Origin of the sequence: Bradyrhizobium sp. (assembly GCF_019244115.1) — a bacterium.
Taxonomy (GTDB): domain Bacteria; phylum Pseudomonadota; class Alphaproteobacteria; order Rhizobiales; family Xanthobacteraceae; genus Bradyrhizobium.
In genome coordinates this window covers 1-14976 of sequence record NZ_JAFATE010000390.1, presented here as the reverse complement: position 1 = coordinate 14976, position 14976 = coordinate 1, and the positions used below count along the sequence as shown (strand labels likewise).

Sequence of the window (14976 nt, the reverse complement as noted above, 5' to 3'; positions counted from 1 at the left end):
CCTATTTCCGTTTCGCGCAGGAAGCCCATTCGGTCCAGGAACTCGACGACCTCCTGCTGTCGGGCAAGGTGCTGTTCGGTGTCGAAGTGCCCAGAGGCTTCGAGCGCGCGGTGCGGCGCGGCGACAAGCCCGCGCTCCTGGTCGCCGCCGATGCCACCGATCCGATTGCCGCGAGCTCCGCGCTGTCCTCCCTGAACATGGTGGTGCAGACCGCACTCGAGCACGATCTGTTCACCGGCGATCCGCCGTCGATGCCGTTCGAGATCCGGGCCCACGCGCGCTACAATCCCGCCGCCGAATCCCGGCTCAACATCGTGCCGGGTCTGGTCGGCACAATCCTCACCATGACCATGCTGATCTTCACCGCGCTGTCAGTGACGCGCGAGGTCGAGCGCGGCACGATGGAAAGCCTGTTGTCGATGCCGATCAAGCCGGTCGAGGTGATGTTCGGCAAGATCATTCCCTATGTGATGGTCGGCTTTTTGCAGGCCGCGATCATCCTCGGCATCGGCGTGTTCCTGTTCGGCGTGCCCATCTTCGGCAGCCTTGCCCTGCTGGCGCTGCTCTCGACTCTGTTCATCACCACGAATCTCGCGATCGGCTATACTTTCTCGACGCTGGCGCAGAACCAGCTGCAGGCCATGCAGCTCTCGATCATGTTTTTCCTGCCGAGCATCCTGTTGTCCGGCTTCATGTTTCCGTTCCTCGGCATGCCAGTCTGGGCGCAATATGTCGGCGAGGCGCTGCCGCTCACCCATTATCTTCGGATCGTCCGCGCCATTATGCTGAAGGGTTCAAACCTGACCCACCTGCGATATGACACGGCCGCGCTGGTCGGGCTCATGCTGCTCGCCATGACCATCGCCGTGACGCGCTTCCGTCGCACGCTCGATTAAGGCACAATGCCGCGATGTGGCGGCGCTGGCGGGCGAAATGGGGCAGCATCATCGGGTCGAAGATGTCGGCCGAGTTCGAGCATGCGTTGATGCGCGAGGTGATGCGCAGCGAGATGGTGCGGGTCAAGGCCTTGATCATCACCACCTGCATGATCCTCGGGGCTTTGCTCGTGGTGGATGTTTTCGCGCCCACGCTGGAGCAGCACATCTGGCGCGGCAGGGTCAATCCCTTCTACGGCCAATTACTCCTCGGGGCCTTTGTTCTCTTCGAATTCTGGGTCCATTCGGTCATCAGCCGCAACCTGAAGCTCGGCCGCGATGTTCCCGTGATCCGTCGCTACGTCGGCGCCTTCATCGAGACCTCGGTGCCGACCCTGGTGCTCGTGCTGCAGATCCAGGCCATGGGGCCGGCCGAGGCGCTCGGCTTCGTGACGCCCCTCGTCTATTTCATCTTCATCATCCTGTCGACACTGCGGCTGAACTTCTGGCTGTCGGCCTTCACCGGTCTCGTTGCCGCCGTGGAGCTGTTCGCGGTCGCCATGCTTTACCAGCCCATCGGCGCCGAGCAGGAGCCCGAACTCTATTTTCACACGGTGCGCAGCCTGGTCCTGCTGGGCTGCGGCATCCTCGCAGGCGCCGTCGGTGTGCAGTTGCGCCGGCAGTTTGCCGCGTCGATCGAGGCCACCACCGCGCGCGATCGCATCACCAATCTGTTTGGCCAGCATGTTTCGCCGCAGGTGGTCGAACGGCTGATGGCGGAGGGCACGACGGCGGCGAGCGACATCCGCCATGTCGCGGTGATGTTCGTCGACTTCCGAAGTTTTACGGCGGCGGCGCGCTCGCGCTCGCCGCAGGACGTGGTCGATCGGCTCGACGGCGCCTTCGCGGTGCTGGTCGAAATTCTGGAGCGCCACGGCGGCATCGTGAACAAGTTTCTGGGCGACGGTTTCCTCGCTTTGTTCGGCGCCCCGTTCGACAATGCGGATGCCGCGGAACATGCCGTGGCCGCCGCGCGCGACATGATCAGTGCGATGGACGCTATCAACGAGAGCTCGGATTGGCCGCTGCGGATCGGCATCGGCATCCATTTCGGCGAGGTGGTCGCCGGCAGCATCGGCTCGCCGCGGCGGAAGGAATACACCGTGATCGGCGATACCGTGAATTTCGCCTCGCGCCTGGAGGCGCTCAATAAGGAGTTCAACTCGCATCTCCTGGTCTCGGCCGCCGTGCGCGATGCCTTGGGCAACGCCTGTGCCGATGCGAAGGCGCTCGGCGACGTCCAGATCAGGGGCTACGAGCGTCCGGTCGCGGTCTGGCAGCTCGCGTAGGTCCGTGCTCCCGGCCCATTCCCTCGTGACGCATCGCTGGCGCGATGCTCCTTGGGATGAGATCATGATGCCTGACCCTCATGGTGAGGAGCCGCGCCCGTGCGCGGCCTCTCGAACCATGAGGCCCGACCTCGGCCTCGCCAAACCGGGCCGTCTTGACGTCTTCTCATATAGTCATCTATATGACTATATGAGCCAGCTCGACGTGCGCCTTCCACGCTATCAGCAGCTGCGGGACGATCTCGCAGCGCAGATCAATCGCAGGGATTTGCGCCCCGGCGACCTGATCCCGTCGGAAGCCGAGCTGTCGGCGCGCTATGGCGTCGCGGTCGGCACCGTGCGCAAGGCGATCGATCAGCTCGTGAGCGAGGGCGTGCTCGAGCGCCAGCAGGGGCGGGGGACCTATGTCCGCCGCGCCCGCTTCAATTCCTCGCTGTTTCGCTTCTTTCGCTTTCACAGCGAGAGCGGCGAGCGCAGGATCCCGCAGAGCCGCATCCTCCGTCGCAAGGTCGTAGCCGCGCCCTCGGCCGTCGCGTCCGCCTTGCGTATTCCCGAAGGCGAGCCCGTGATCAGCCTGTCGCGCCTGCGGCTGATCGAGGACCAGCCGCTGCTGTCGGAGGAAATCTGGCTGCAAAAATCGCGCTTCGAAGCCGTGCTGGCGATCGATACGGCCGATTTCGGCGATTTGCTTTATCCGCTCTATGAAGAGCGCTGCGGGCAGGTGGTGGTGTCCGCCGACGAGATCCTGTCGGTCGAAAGCGCGACCGACATGCAGGCGCGGCTGTTGCGCCTCAAAAAGGGCGCGCCGCTCATCGTCATCGAGCGCCTCGCCTTCGACCTGGAACGACGGCCGATCGAATGGCGCCGCTCCCGCGGCCCCGCGACGCGATTTCGCTACCACGTCGAGATCCGGTGAAGAGCTACCGGCAACAACAATAAAGCTCAACACAGGGAGGAACAAGAATGGCCAACTGGTACACCGAAAGCTCGCCGCTAGAACGGCGCACGTTCTGGGCGAGCTTTGGCGGCTGGGGCCTCGACGCGCTCGACGTGCAGATGTTTTCGCTGGCGATTCCGGCGCTGATCGCGGCGTTCGGCATCACCAAGGCGGAGGCGGGGCTGCTCGGCTCGATCACGTTGTTCTTCGGCGCGATCGGCGGCTGGGTCGGCGGCGCGCTCGGGGATCGCTTCGGCCGCGTCAAGGCGCTGCAGATCACAATCGCGGCCTTTGCGCTCGCGACCTTCGCCTCGGCCTTCGCGATGAGCTACAGCCAGCTCGTGGTGCTCAAGGCGCTGCAGGGCCTCGGTTTCGGCGCCGAATGGGCCTGCGGCGCCGTGCTGATGGCCGAGATCATCCGCCCCGAACATCGCGGCAGGGCGCTCGGCGCGGTGCAGAGCGCCTGGGCGGTCGGGTGGGGCACGGCGGTGCTGCTCTCCGCTGTCGTCTTCAGCTGCCTGCCGGCCGAGATCGGCTGGCGCGTGCTGTTCGCGCTCGGCTTGTTGCCGGCGCTTTTGATCCTGTTCATCCGCCGCGGCCTGAAAGAGCCCGTGCGAAACGCGAAGACCGAGGCGCAGCCGCCGCTGCTCGCGACGCTTTCAGGCATCTTTCGCCCGGACGTGCTGCGCTCGACCTTGATCGGCGGGCTGTTTGGCATCGGCGCGCATGGAGGTTACGCCGCGCTAACGACGTTCCTGCCGACCTTTTTGCGCGAGGAGCGCCACCTCTCGGTACTCGGCTCCAGCTTCTATCTCGCCGTCATCATCGTCGCGTTCTTTTGCGGCTGCGTCGTCAGCGGGGTCTTCAGCGATCGTTTCGGGCGGCGCGCCAACGTCGCCTTATTTGCGAGCGCCTGCATCGCGACCGTGCTGGCGTATATCTTTGCGCCGCTCTCGAACGCACAGATGCTGGTGCTCGGCTTTCCGCTCGGCTTCTTCTCTGCCGGCATTCCGGCGAGCATGGCGGCCTTGTTCAGCGAGCTCTATCCGGCCGGCGTGCGCGGTACCGGCGTCGGCTTCTGCTACAACTTTGGCCGCATTGTGTCGGCTGCGTTTCCCTTCCTGGTCGGTTTTCTCGGCGACCGGATCGGGCTCGGGCCTGCGATCGGCATCGACGCGGCGTTTGGCTATTCGCTGGTGCTCCTGGCCGTTTTGATGCTGCCGGAAACCCGCGGCAAGATTTTCGAAACCCGGTCTGCGGCGGCACGCGCATAATTCACACGGTTTGGGGCTGGACATGGACAGGACGAAGCGCGCAATCACGCGTCGGGGTTTTGCCGCGGGCGCGGTGTTTTGGGCGGCGTCGGCGGGATCGGGACAAAAGGCTTTTGCTGCGATGACGCCGCAGGACAACACCATCGATACACATGCGCACGTCTTCCATCGCGGCCTGAAGCTCGCGCCCGGGCGGCGCTATGCCCCGGAGTATGACGCGCCGCTCGATCTCTATCTTAAGCAGCTCGACGACAACGGCATGACCAATGGCGTGTTGGTGCAGCCAAGCTTTCTCGGTACCGACAATTCCTACCTGGCCGAGAGCCTGAAAACCGCTGGTGGCCGCCTGCGCGGCATCGCCGTGATCGATGCGGCGATCTCGCCCGAGCAGATCGGGGTCCTCGACCGGGCCAGTGTCGTCGGCATCCGGCTGAACCTGGTCGGCCAGCCGCTGCCCGATCTCGCCGCGCCGGAATGGAAGGGCTTGCTCGCGAACATCAAGGCCGCGCATTGGCAGATTGAAATCCAGCGCAACGCCGCCGACCTTGCCGTGCTAGTCCCAAAACTGCTCGACCACGGCCTGCGGATTGTGCTCGATCACTATGCACTGCCGGATCCAAAACTCGGCGTGGCCGATCCCGCATTTGCCGAGATCCTGAAACTTGGCGCATCACGCAACGTCTGGATCAAGATTTCGGCGCCGTATCGCAATGGGGGCAATGGCGAGGCATTCGCCAGAGAGGCCTATTCGCTCTTGCGGAACGCCTATGGTCTGGATCGGCTGCTCTGGGGCAGCGACTGGCCGCACACGCAGTTCGAGGCCAGCCAGACCTACGCCAAAAACCGCCACTTCCTGGATGAACTTGTCACCGATCCGGACGAGCGCGCCAAGATCCTGGCGTCGCCCAAGGCGTTGTTCCGCTTTTAGACTAGTTGCGTCCTGCTGTCATCGCGAGGCGAAGCGACGAAGCAATCCAGAGTATCTCCGAGGAGAAAATTCTGGATTGCTTCGCTTCGCTCGCAATGACGATGGTCAGACCTGCCGCGCCACCAGATTCTGCACCTTCACCCTCTCGCGCTCCTCAATGATCTCCGCGATCCATTGCCGGTGGCAATGGCGATGATCGCGCTCGTAGCAGAGGATGCAGACGGGACCGGTCTTCTTGACCAGTGAGGACAATTCGTCGAGCTCCTCCCGGGCCTGCGGCGTCTTCAGATGCGCCGCATAGATCTTGTGCAGGAGGGCGTATTGGCCATCGCGCGCGGCTTCGCGGCCTTCCTTCGGCGTGCCGAGCCCGCGCAGATGCAGATACGAAATGCCGCGCTCGTCGAGCCCGGCGGCAAGCTGGGACTTGGAAAAACCTGGCCGGCGCGAGGACGCGATCGCGCGCACGTCGACCAGCAGTTTCACGCCGGCCTGTTCGAGCTCGTCCAGCACCGCCTTTGACGGGGTCTGTTCATAGCCGATGGTGAACAGCTTTTTCGCTCTTGCCATCGCAGGCTCTTTGCCACAGGGGTCATTTCACCCGTTCGATCAGCTCCATCGCGCCGGCAGGCGCGCGGACCTTGCCCTCGTGGATCACATAGGCGAACACGTCGCGCGGCGCTTTCTCTGCACTTGGCGGAGCAGCGCGCGGCAGGTCGTCCGGCTCGCCGCCTTCGGCCCAGAGCTGGAAGCGCTTCGCCCAGGCATCGAGCTGTTTTGGCGGGTAGCAGGTCTTCAAGTCGTCGTCGCCCTTCTGCAGCCGCGCATAGACGAAATCGCCGACGACGTCCGCGATCTGTGGATAGGTCTCGTGCTCCGCGAAGACAACAGGCGTCTCGAACTGCTTCAGAAGCGCAACGAAAGCCGGCACCGAGAAGCTCGGATGGCGGACTTCGACCACATGGCGCAAGGCCCGGCCGTCGATTTTGCGCGGCAACAGCTCCAGGAATTTTCCGAAATCGGCCTCATCGAATTTCTTGGTCGGCGCGAACTGCCAGAGCACCGGACCAAGGCGGTCGCCAAGTTCGAGCACGCCGGTGTTGTAGAAATGCTTGATGGAGTCGCCGGCTTCCGCCAGGACGCGACGGTTGGTGGTGAAGCGCGGTCCCTTGACCGAGAACACAAAACCGTCCGGGACTTCGGCGGCCCATTTGCGAAAGCTTTCCGGCTTTTGGGAGCCGTAATAGGTGCCGTTGATCTCGATCGAGGTGAGCTTGGAGGCCGCGTATTGCAGCTCCTTCGCCTGCGCGAGCTTGTCCGGATAAAACACCCCGCGCCAGGGCGCAAAGGTCCAGCCGCCAACGCCGATGAAGATGCGGCCGGATTTGCCGCGGGCGCGTTCAGAGGCTTTGGCCACGTCATCGCCTTTCTTGTTCTTGCAAGCTAGATTGTTTTAGCTGCGAGGGAACGAAAGTCCAGCCGTGCACGGCGATGCAACCAGGAGAACAACAAACATGCGGGTGATTGTCGCAGTGCTGCTCGGACTGACGGTCTCGCAGACCCTGGCCGACGAGATCGACGATGCGCACCGCCAGGCGCTGCGGGGGCGCGACGACTACTGGAATTGCCTGGCGCGGGAATATCAGCGTGGCGACGCCAAAACCATGTCGGCACAGGATTTCACCGCCGACGTCGCCGGCGCCTGTCCCTCCGAGCGGCAGAATTTCCGCGTCGCGCTGCTCGATTATCTGGATCACAAATACCCTGACGCCGCCGACGGCGAGCACCTGACCACGGCCAACAGAGCCATCGAACTCGCGCAACAGGACATCATCACCGCGTTCGTGAGGCATAAGGCCGCGAATTAAGCCTGCGGCAGATTTCGCGTCGACGGGTTCCATGCTATTGAGAGCGCGGGGGCCAGCAGGGAAAAGAGTATGACGTCGCAGTCCTTGGCGGGTGTTTTGGGCGCACTGGTCGCGGCCGCGGTTCTGGTCGCAGCCTTCGTTTATGGGCCGCTCGGGCAGTTCGGCAAACCGGTGAAGCCTGCCGTGGTGCAGCAGCCGATGGCGGCACAGCCGGCTCCCGCCGCGCCGGCGCCACGCGGTCCGGTGGTCAAGGAGGTGCCGAACTAGGTCCATCAGGGCAGGCTCCCCTTGCGGAACCGCCTGGGGTGACCTATGTAGCCGGGGACGGCGACGTTGACGCTTCGGCTCCATCGCCGGGACGACCACGACATGGCTCGGCTGCGCCGGATGTACGCGCGCCTCCTGTTCGTGGTCGTTGCTGTTTTTGGTCCAATTTGGATGGCATTTGCCCGGCCGATCGGAGCTTGGGGACCGGCCGCATTCCAGTGATTGCATCGGGCGGCGATCTTGGCATGGCCTATGGGCGCGGCTATAGGCTTGCCGCATGAACCAAGCCATCAGACCGGGTCCCGAGATCGCGCAGCAGAGCACCGGAGAGCTGCAGCTTTCGGTCGTCGTTCCCACCTTCAACGAGCGCGACAACGTCACCGCCCTGTTTCGCAAGCTGGAGACGGCGCTCGCCGGGATCGCCTGGGAGGTCATCTTCGTCGACGACAACTCTCCTGACGCCACCTGGGAGGTGGTGCGCGATCTTGCGCGCAAGGACGGTCGGGTCCGCTGCATCAGGCGGATCGGGCGGCGCGGCCTGTCGGGGGCCTGCATCGAGGGGATCCTCGCCTCCAGCGCACCCTGCGCCGCGGTGATGGATGCCGACCTGCAGCATGACGAGACGCAGCTTGCAAAGATGCTCGCGCTGATCGAGCAGGGCGCGGCGGAGCTCGTGGTCGGCAGCCGCTACGTCGAAGGCGGCAATGCCGACAGTTTTGACCGGGCGCGAGCCGGCGCCAGCGCCTTTGCCACCGAGATCGCCAAGCGCGTGCTCGGCGTGCGCATCGCCGACCCGATGAGCGGCTTCTTCATGATCCGTCGCGACCGTTTTGAACAGCTTGCGCCGCAGCTTTCGACGCAAGGGTTCAAGATCCTGCTCGACCTCGTCGCGACCGCCCATGGCGAGCTGAAGACCGTCGAGGTCCCCTACAGTTTTGGCGCCAGGCTGCACGGCGAGAGCAAGCTCGATTCCATGGTGGCGCTGGATTTTCTGGGGCTGGTGCTTGCAAAATTCACCCATGACGCGGTGTCGCTGCGCTTTCTCCTGTTCGCGATGGTCGGCGGCAGCGGGCTCGTTGTGCATCTTGCCACGCTGTTCGCCGCGCTGAACCTGTTCGACCTGCCGTTCCCCGAAGCGCAGGCGGCCGGCGCTCTGGTCGCGATGACCACGAATTTCGTCCTCAACAATTTTCTCACCTATCGCGACCAGCGCCTGAAGGGCTTCTCCATCGTGTGGGGGCTGCTGTCGTTCTATCTCGTCTGCAGCGTCGGCCTTTTGGCCAATGTCGGCGTGGCCTTCTCGGTCTACGACCAGGAGCCGATCTGGTGGCTCGCTGGAGCAGCCGGCGCGCTGATGGGCGTGGTGTGGAATTACGCGATGTCGGGACTGTTCGTCTGGCGCAAGCGATGACATCCGATGACTGATGACGTGCGGCTCGTCCGCAATACGTCGCTGATCGTCCTGGCGCTCGTCGCGCTCCGGCTGATCGCCGCGGCCGTGACGCCGCTGACCTTCGACGAAGCCTATTACTGGATGTGGTCGAAGCATCTGTCCGGCGGCTATTACGATCATCCGCCGATGGTCGCGCTGGTGATCCGGCTCGGCACCATGCTTGCGGGCGATACCGAGCTCGGCGTGCGCCTGGTGTCGATCCTCTCCGCGCTGCCGATGAGTTTTGCCGTCTATCGCGCCGCCGCGATCCTGTTCGGCGGCACGCGCGTGGCGGCGAGCGCAGTGATCCTGCTCAACGTGACGCTGATGGCCGCGGTCGGCACGCTGATCGTAACGCCCGATTCGCCCCTGCTGGTGGCCTCGAGCTTCCTGCTGTTTGGTCTCGCCAAGGTGCTGGAGACCGGGCGCGGGGTGTGGTGGCTCGCGGTGGGCGCGGTGGCCGGCGCCGCGCTGTTGTCGAAATACACCGCACTGTTCTTCGGCCCGGCGATCCTGATCTGGCTGGTCAGCGTCCCGAAACTGCGGCACTGGCTGGTCTCCCCCTGGCTCTATCTCGGCGGCCTGGTCGCGCTGGCGCTGTTTTTCCCCGTTATCCACTGGAATGCGGACCACCAGTGGGTTTCCTTCATCAAGCAACTCGGCCGCGCCAGGATTGAGGATTTCCGTCCCGCCTTCATCGGCGAACTGGTGCCGACCCAGGTCGCCTTCGCAACCCCGCTGGTCTTTGTCCTGGGCGCGATGGGCCTCCATGCGCTGGCGTGGCGCAAGGCCGGCGCACTGCCGGCGCGGGTGCTGGTCGAGAGTATGTTCTGGACCATCGTCGCCTATTTCGTCTGGCATTCGCTGCATGCCCGGGTCGAGGCCAACTGGTTCGCGCCGGTCTATCCGGCCCTTGCGATCGCCGCCGCGGTTGCCGCGCACCTCGCCAGATGGGATGGATGGGCCGCGCGCCTCGCGGATTTTTGCCGGCGCTGGGCGGCGCCATCGGGCGTGGTGATGTTCGTCGCTCTCGTCGTGCAGGCGAACACCGGTGTTCTCTCGGGTTACCGGCGCGATGCGACCGTGCGCAGCGTCGGCGTCGGCTGGCGCGAGCTTGCGGATGGCATCGAGCAGGCGCGCCTCCGCGCCGGCGCCACTTGCGTGCTCGCGCCGGACTACGGCACCACTGGCTGGCTCGCCTTCTATCTGCCGCCGGGAACCTGCGTCGCGCAGCAGACGCAGCGAATCCGCTGGGTGAACTTTCCCGAACCGACCGCCGCCGAGCTTCAAGGTCCATTGCTTTTTGTCGACGAGGTCAGCCCCTTCGGCCTGCCGCGGTCGCTGACGGATCGGTTCGCGCGAACCGAGCGGATCACGGAGCTGCCGCGCAAGCGCGGGCCGCTTACCTTCGAGACCTACGCGCTCGACCTGCTCATTGAACCGAAAGGCGATGTGCTGGACCGCACCCCGCCGCCCGAACTGTTGCCCTGAAAAGCGCGGGCATATCCAAACCCTGGTTGTCCATAGGACTGCGTACAACTCGTCACGGCTGAGGCCTTCGCCCTCGTTTCGCCATGATTCGGTCCTGTTTAGTTTAGAACCAGACCAAACTAATCTGCGTGCCTCAGATCTGCCCCGACTTAATCCCCATTTAACTAAAAGTCGCCTTAATGACGCTCCGCCCCTCTGCGAAACGCTGCCCGGGGAACGAGCAGTAACGAATCGCGAGGAACACCGTGGAACCGTGCTGGGCGCAGGTGGATGAGTACGAGTAGCGTCGCGTATGCGGGGGGCTCCCGCAGAAAACATTCCCGGAAGGCATTGTCTCCAACATTGTTTGGCGGCGCTGCGATTGCGTGCCTTGTGCTCGGCTCGTCCTATGCCGTCTACACCAACATTCTCGCCTCCAGCGTCTATCCGACAATCGGCAGCGCAGGCTTTGACGAGCCGATCGTCCGTTCTCGTCCCGAACAGGCGGTGAGGGCGAACGCGACCGACCTGGTCAAGGACGCCTTTGCGGCGCTGCCCAATCCGCCGCCCGCGATCGAGAAACCCGAAACCACCGCCGCCGCGGCCTCGCCGTCGTTCTCGTTCAGCGACCGCTTCGCCGCCGCCAAGCCGCAGGGCGTCGATTCGCATGCGGCGGAAGGCGCGCCGCCACCGGCGCCGAAGCTCGCCGAGGCGCCGAAGTCCAGGGAAACCCAGGTCGCGCTGAACGTGCCGAAGGTGGCGCCGCGTGCCGAGGCCAAGCCGGCCGACTCGAAATCGAACGACGCCAAGACGGATACAAAGGCGGCCGATGCCAGGCCCGCAAAACTCGGGCCGGCCGACTCGCTGAAAGAGATGGCCGAGCGCGCCAAGGCCGCTGTCATGTCGATCGCATCCGGCGAGCGGCACTCCATCGTCGACAAGCTGTGGGGCAAGCCGGGCGAACAGCAAGGCTCGCTGCTGTCCTATGCCTCGGCCGATGCCAGCAGCATCACCGCGAGCATCTCGCAGGAGCAGAATCCCTCTCGTGGCGGCCAGCCGCCCTATGACCGCTCGACCGCCGTCTACGACATCTCCGCCAAGATGGTGTATCTGCCCGACGGCACCAAGCTGGAGGCGCATTCCGGTCTCGGCTCCGAGCTCGACGACCCGTCGTCCGCCAAGATCAGGATGCGCGGCGTGACGCCGCCGCATATCTACGAATTGAAGCCGCGCGAGACGCTGTTCCATGGCGTGCCGGCGCTGCGCCTCAATCCGATCGGCGGCGAAGATGCGATCTACGGCCGCAGCGGGCTGCTCGCGCACACCTACATGCTCGGGCCGAACGGCGATTCCAACGGCTGCGTCTCGTTCAAGGACTACTACGCGTTCCTCGATGCCTACAAGAACAAGGGCATCCGCAAGCTCGCGGTGCTCGCGCGCATCGACTGACGCGGGTGAGATAGCGCGCATTTGACTTGGCATCGGAACGCGTTGGGATAATGGGGGCTTCCGAAACCGGGGCCACTCATGACTCTGCCTGAATTGACTCTGCCTGACTTGCAACCGACGCTCATCGGTCCGACCGTCACGATTCGACCGATTGCCGCCAATGACTGGACCGAACTGTTTGCCGCGGGCTCGGATCCTGCGATCTGGGAGCTGCATCCCGCCCGCGACCGCTACACCGAGCCCGAGTTCCGCAAGTTCTTCGACGGTGCGCTCAGATCGAAGATGGCCTTCGTCGTCGCCGATCGCGAAAGCGGCGCGCTGATCGGATCGAGCCGCTACCACGGCTATGAGCCGGCGTTCGGCGAAATCGAGGTCGGCTGGACCTTCCTGGTGCGAAAGCATTGGGGCGGGGCGACCAACCGCGAACTCAAGCGCCTGATGCTCGACCACGCCTTCGCCTTCGCGAGCACCGTGGTGTTCTGGGTCGGCGAGCAGAATTTTCGCTCGCAGCGCGCCATGGAAAAGATCGGCGGGCTGCGGCGCGCCGGCGTGTTCACGCGCGAACTGACCGGCGCCGACAAGCCGTATTTCATCTATGAGATCACCAGGAGCGCCTATGAGGGTGCTGGCCGCGCCCTGCTGGGATAGTGGCGAGGGGACATGAGACGCCATGGCACGCGCCTCGCAATTACCCACAGGTGCATGGACTTTTTACACGGTTCAAACAGCTAACTCATCTTGTCATCGCCCGGCTTGACCGGGCGATCCAGTACGCGGCGGCTCATCAGTTCGAGCACTGCCGTCTCTGGAATACTGGATGGCCCGCTTAAAGCGGGCCGTGACAGCGGAGAGTGTGACCAGCATTTTTCCAAGACAAACCTCGACGCTCCCGCGGCGCGACTTGCGTCCGGGTCTTGCTCGGTTCACCCTCTGAAAATGAAGAGGGCGCAGGGAATGCCGGGTGAAGGCCTCACCCATGGCCCGCCAGCAATAAGAAAAGCTGGCGGCAGTCACCACAGGTTCAGCCAAATCATCCGGCATTCCCTGCGCGATGTTTTACGGCTTATACGTGATCTCCCCGGGGACCGGGCTTTCTTGCCCCCGTCGCTCGCAACGTTCGTCACGCCAGCGAGCTTGGCCTCAGCGTCGGGAGGCCAGGACCACACGATTTCGCCGTCCGCGTCAGCGCCGTTCGCCCGCACGAAAACTTGCGCGCGCCGCTGCCTGCGTCCATCGCATCCTGATCCGCGTCCGTGACGACTCGCGATCCGCCCCTCTTGCCGGGTCAGGACGGGGCGCATGATGCATCTGATTTGGGGTCGGCGTCAAGTTTATTTCTGTAAATCAGAATGCGTTCCCTGCGGCAGATTGGCGCGACGGGCAGTTTGCGCACGGCTCGCATGCGCGCGCTGCCCATCGTGCAGCGGTAGCCATGAGGACCGGTAGCCAGACTGATCTGGTGTCTCTGCAGAGGTTTGACGGATTGTTCCGAGCGCCGGCGACGTCGCGGCAAGGAAAACCACCAGCAACAGCAACCGCACGGCGAGTCCGTCTTGTAAGGGAAGATTGTGGGCAAATCTATCTAGTGCACACTGACGACGCTAGGGGCTGGATGGTGCTTGTGGCGCATACGCTGGCTAATCGCGTGGTAGGAAGAGTGTTTGTCGCCTACAATTGTCGGTTCGTGGCCCAGGGCTGCTGAAATCTGGCAGCGCAGCAAGTGGGCAGCTCTCAGGGGGTACAGCGGCGGTGGCGTTAACGCGTTCGGGAAGGAAGCAAGTGACCCAAACGCGTCATTCGCGACGCCGCGTCGCTCAAGCCGGCCCTGTCATGCGGCTCCATTCTTCCGCGACAAGAAACCGAAAGCACTACGGCCGTTGTGGACGCACACTAGCCCTGTTAACAGTATCTAAGTACTGGCACAGTTGCGTCGGGGGGTGGGGGGAATGAGATTTCTGTTTGCCATAGTTGTCTTGCTCGCGCTCGGCAAAGCCGAAGCGGCTAAGGCGCAATCTCCGACCGAGACGGACGTTAGGGCTCAAAAGGCCCTTGCAGAGCATCCAGACTCTGGCGTTCTGATTGTTGATGCCGGCATGCGAAACGCCAAAGGCGAGCCGATGGATTGTCTGGTGACGACGTTGACCCTGGTTAATGCAGAGACTTCGAAAGTCGTAACGATCGAGACCGCCATCCGCAAATGGATTGGAGACGACGATAACGGGGCTGCCGTCCTGATGCCGTCCGGCGTGTACGCTATTGCTACATTTGGGTGCGATGTGGGACGACTTGACAGTCGATACCAGGGAAACTTCGCGAAAGTCACCGTGCGTGCCGGAGAAGTCCTGTCAGCCGGAACATTGGTGATCGATTACAACACGGACGGAGCGCTGATCAGGCCAACATTTTCCGGAAGTGCCCATGTCGAAGATTATTCGCCAAAGACGTTAGCCTCTCTCAAGAAGCGATACCCGGCCACGTTGGCAAGGGCGAAAAGGAGCCCCCTGATCGTGTTGTCCGCGATGGAGAGAAAAAATGGAGTATTACCCTCTAAACCAACCGAGCCACATTGATTTACTCGGGTAGCGGGCCTCGTAATTTATTGAGGCACAACTGATGTCGCGGTCGAGTTTTCTACCTCAACGGCCCCGACGATCAACTCGGTTGGCGTCTAGCTGCGCTGCAGCCTTGCGGAACTTGCCCGATGTTGGCCCAGGGCTGCCGAAGTCTGGCGCTGCAGCAAGTCGACGGCTATCTGGGGTACACCTGCTGTGGCGCCAACGCACCCGGGAACGCGGCAACCGACCCCGTAGCGAAACCTCGGCTATTTCGGCTTCAACTGACTGATGATGGCAGGCCCTTCTGCGGCGTCGATTTGATAGAGGGCACCACCGGCAAGGCCTGACATGAGGGACGTCGACCGCAGTTGCCGCCCGCTGCTGCCGGAAACAGCCTGGTTGAGAAGGTTTTGAGCCGGCGCACCCGTCGGCGGCGCTACGAGGTCGTCAAGGTCTTCCTGAGCTGCATCTCGTGTTCGATGGCGGTCTTCACAGCCGGCCGCGACCGGATCCGGTCGAGATAGCTGACGAGCGACGGCCATCGGGCGACGTCGACGCCGCCGCGGCCGAGCAAC

Annotated in this window: 14 protein-coding genes; 12 read left to right on the top strand and 2 right to left on the bottom strand. The window is 63.6% G+C overall.

Annotation, left to right across the window (positions count from 1 at the left end; genetic code table 11):
* From JOZ76_RS17040 to JOZ76_RS17020, 5 genes are all read left to right on the top strand, one after another.
* The coding region (locus tag JOZ76_RS17040) for an ABC transporter permease (RefSeq protein WP_291699965.1) at window positions 1-896 on the top strand (896 nt) is incomplete at its 5' end.
* A 14-nt stretch (window positions 897-910) separates the two neighbouring features.
* Window positions 911-2224: an adenylate/guanylate cyclase domain-containing protein gene (locus JOZ76_RS17035; RefSeq protein WP_291699963.1), complete on the top strand. Its 1314-nt coding sequence runs from the start codon at window positions 911-913 to the stop codon at window positions 2222-2224.
* A 190-nt stretch (window positions 2225-2414) separates the two neighbouring features.
* Entirely contained in the window at window positions 2415-3140 is a 726-nt protein-coding gene (locus JOZ76_RS17030) for a GntR family transcriptional regulator (protein ID WP_291699967.1), read from the top strand.
* Window positions 3141-3187: 47 nt separating this feature from the next.
* Entirely contained in the window at window positions 3188-4435 is a 1248-nt protein-coding gene (locus JOZ76_RS17025; RefSeq protein ID WP_291699961.1) for an MFS transporter, read from the top strand.
* A gap of 22 nt (window positions 4436-4457) precedes the next feature.
* A complete protein-coding gene (locus JOZ76_RS17020) occupies window positions 4458-5363 on the top strand; it encodes an amidohydrolase family protein (RefSeq protein ID WP_291699959.1) in 906 nt (301 codons plus the stop codon).
* A 105-nt stretch (window positions 5364-5468) separates the two neighbouring features.
* Here JOZ76_RS17020 and JOZ76_RS17015 read toward each other — a convergent pair whose 3' ends face one another.
* A complete protein-coding gene (locus JOZ76_RS17015; RefSeq protein WP_291699957.1) occupies window positions 5469-5930 on the bottom strand; it encodes a DUF488 domain-containing protein in 462 nt (153 codons plus the stop codon).
* Window positions 5931-5952: 22 nt separating this feature from the next.
* Window positions 5953-6777 carry a DUF72 domain-containing protein gene (locus tag JOZ76_RS17010; RefSeq protein WP_291699955.1) on the bottom strand — a complete coding sequence of 275 codons (825 nt, stop codon included), beginning with the start codon at window positions 6775-6777 and terminating at the stop codon, window positions 5953-5955.
* A 97-nt stretch (window positions 6778-6874) separates the two neighbouring features.
* On the opposite strand from JOZ76_RS17010, the gene JOZ76_RS17005 reads away from it, so the two are divergent.
* The 7 genes from JOZ76_RS17005 to JOZ76_RS16975 all read left to right on the top strand — a co-directional run bounded on the left by JOZ76_RS17005 (window position 6875) and on the right by JOZ76_RS16975 (window position 14416).
* Complete coding sequence (locus tag JOZ76_RS17005) at window positions 6875-7228, top strand: hypothetical protein (RefSeq protein ID WP_291699953.1); 354 nt, start codon at window positions 6875-6877, stop codon at window positions 7226-7228.
* A 69-nt stretch (window positions 7229-7297) separates the two neighbouring features.
* Window positions 7298-7495, top strand: a complete 198-nt coding sequence (locus JOZ76_RS17000) for a hypothetical protein (RefSeq protein WP_291699951.1) — start codon at window positions 7298-7300, stop codon at window positions 7493-7495.
* Window positions 7496-7772: 277 nt separating this feature from the next.
* Window positions 7773-8906, top strand: coding sequence for a glycosyltransferase (locus JOZ76_RS16995; RefSeq protein ID WP_291699949.1), 1134 nt, complete (start codon window positions 7773-7775; stop codon window positions 8904-8906).
* Window positions 8907-8912: 6 nt separating this feature from the next.
* Entirely contained in the window at window positions 8913-10418 is a 1506-nt protein-coding gene (locus JOZ76_RS16990) for a glycosyltransferase family 39 protein (protein WP_291699947.1), read from the top strand.
* A 270-nt stretch (window positions 10419-10688) separates the two neighbouring features.
* Window positions 10689-11846, top strand: coding sequence for a DUF2778 domain-containing protein (locus JOZ76_RS16985; RefSeq protein ID WP_291699945.1), 1158 nt, complete (start codon window positions 10689-10691; stop codon window positions 11844-11846).
* Between the two features lie 78 nt (window positions 11847-11924).
* Window positions 11925-12494: a GNAT family N-acetyltransferase gene (locus JOZ76_RS16980; protein ID WP_291699943.1), complete on the top strand. Its 570-nt coding sequence runs from the start codon at window positions 11925-11927 to the stop codon at window positions 12492-12494.
* A gap of 1298 nt (window positions 12495-13792) precedes the next feature.
* Entirely contained in the window at window positions 13793-14416 is a 624-nt protein-coding gene (locus JOZ76_RS16975) for a hypothetical protein (RefSeq protein ID WP_291699941.1), read from the top strand.
* Window positions 14417-14976: the final 560 nt, after the last annotated feature.

What these genes read in the sequence shown, in the direction of transcription:
- JOZ76_RS17035 (WP_291699963.1), top strand. Translation starts at nt 911, where the DNA reads ATGTGGCGGCGCTGGCGGGCGAAATGGGGCAGCATCATCGGGTCGAAG.
- JOZ76_RS17030 (WP_291699967.1), top strand. Translation starts at nt 2,415, where the DNA reads ATGAGCCAGCTCGACGTGCGCCTTCCACGCTATCAGCAGCTGCGGGAC.
- JOZ76_RS17025 (WP_291699961.1), top strand. Translation starts at nt 3,188, where the DNA reads ATGGCCAACTGGTACACCGAAAGCTCGCCGCTAGAACGGCGCACGTTC.
- JOZ76_RS17020 (WP_291699959.1), top strand. Translation starts at nt 4,458, where the DNA reads ATGGACAGGACGAAGCGCGCAATCACGCGTCGGGGTTTTGCCGCGGGC.
- JOZ76_RS17015 (WP_291699957.1), bottom strand. Translation starts at nt 5,930, where the DNA reads ATGGCAAGAGCGAAAAAGCTGTTCACCATCGGCTATGAACAGACCCCG.
- JOZ76_RS17005 (WP_291699953.1), top strand. Translation starts at nt 6,875, where the DNA reads ATGCGGGTGATTGTCGCAGTGCTGCTCGGACTGACGGTCTCGCAGACC.
- JOZ76_RS17000 (WP_291699951.1), top strand. Translation starts at nt 7,298, where the DNA reads ATGACGTCGCAGTCCTTGGCGGGTGTTTTGGGCGCACTGGTCGCGGCC.
- JOZ76_RS16995 (WP_291699949.1), top strand. Translation starts at nt 7,773, where the DNA reads ATGAACCAAGCCATCAGACCGGGTCCCGAGATCGCGCAGCAGAGCACC.
- JOZ76_RS16990 (WP_291699947.1), top strand. Translation starts at nt 8,913, where the DNA reads ATGACTGATGACGTGCGGCTCGTCCGCAATACGTCGCTGATCGTCCTG.
- JOZ76_RS16985 (WP_291699945.1), top strand. Translation starts at nt 10,689, where the DNA reads ATGAGTACGAGTAGCGTCGCGTATGCGGGGGGCTCCCGCAGAAAACAT.
- JOZ76_RS16980 (WP_291699943.1), top strand. Translation starts at nt 11,925, where the DNA reads ATGACTCTGCCTGAATTGACTCTGCCTGACTTGCAACCGACGCTCATC.
- JOZ76_RS16975 (WP_291699941.1), top strand. Translation starts at nt 13,793, where the DNA reads ATGAGATTTCTGTTTGCCATAGTTGTCTTGCTCGCGCTCGGCAAAGCC.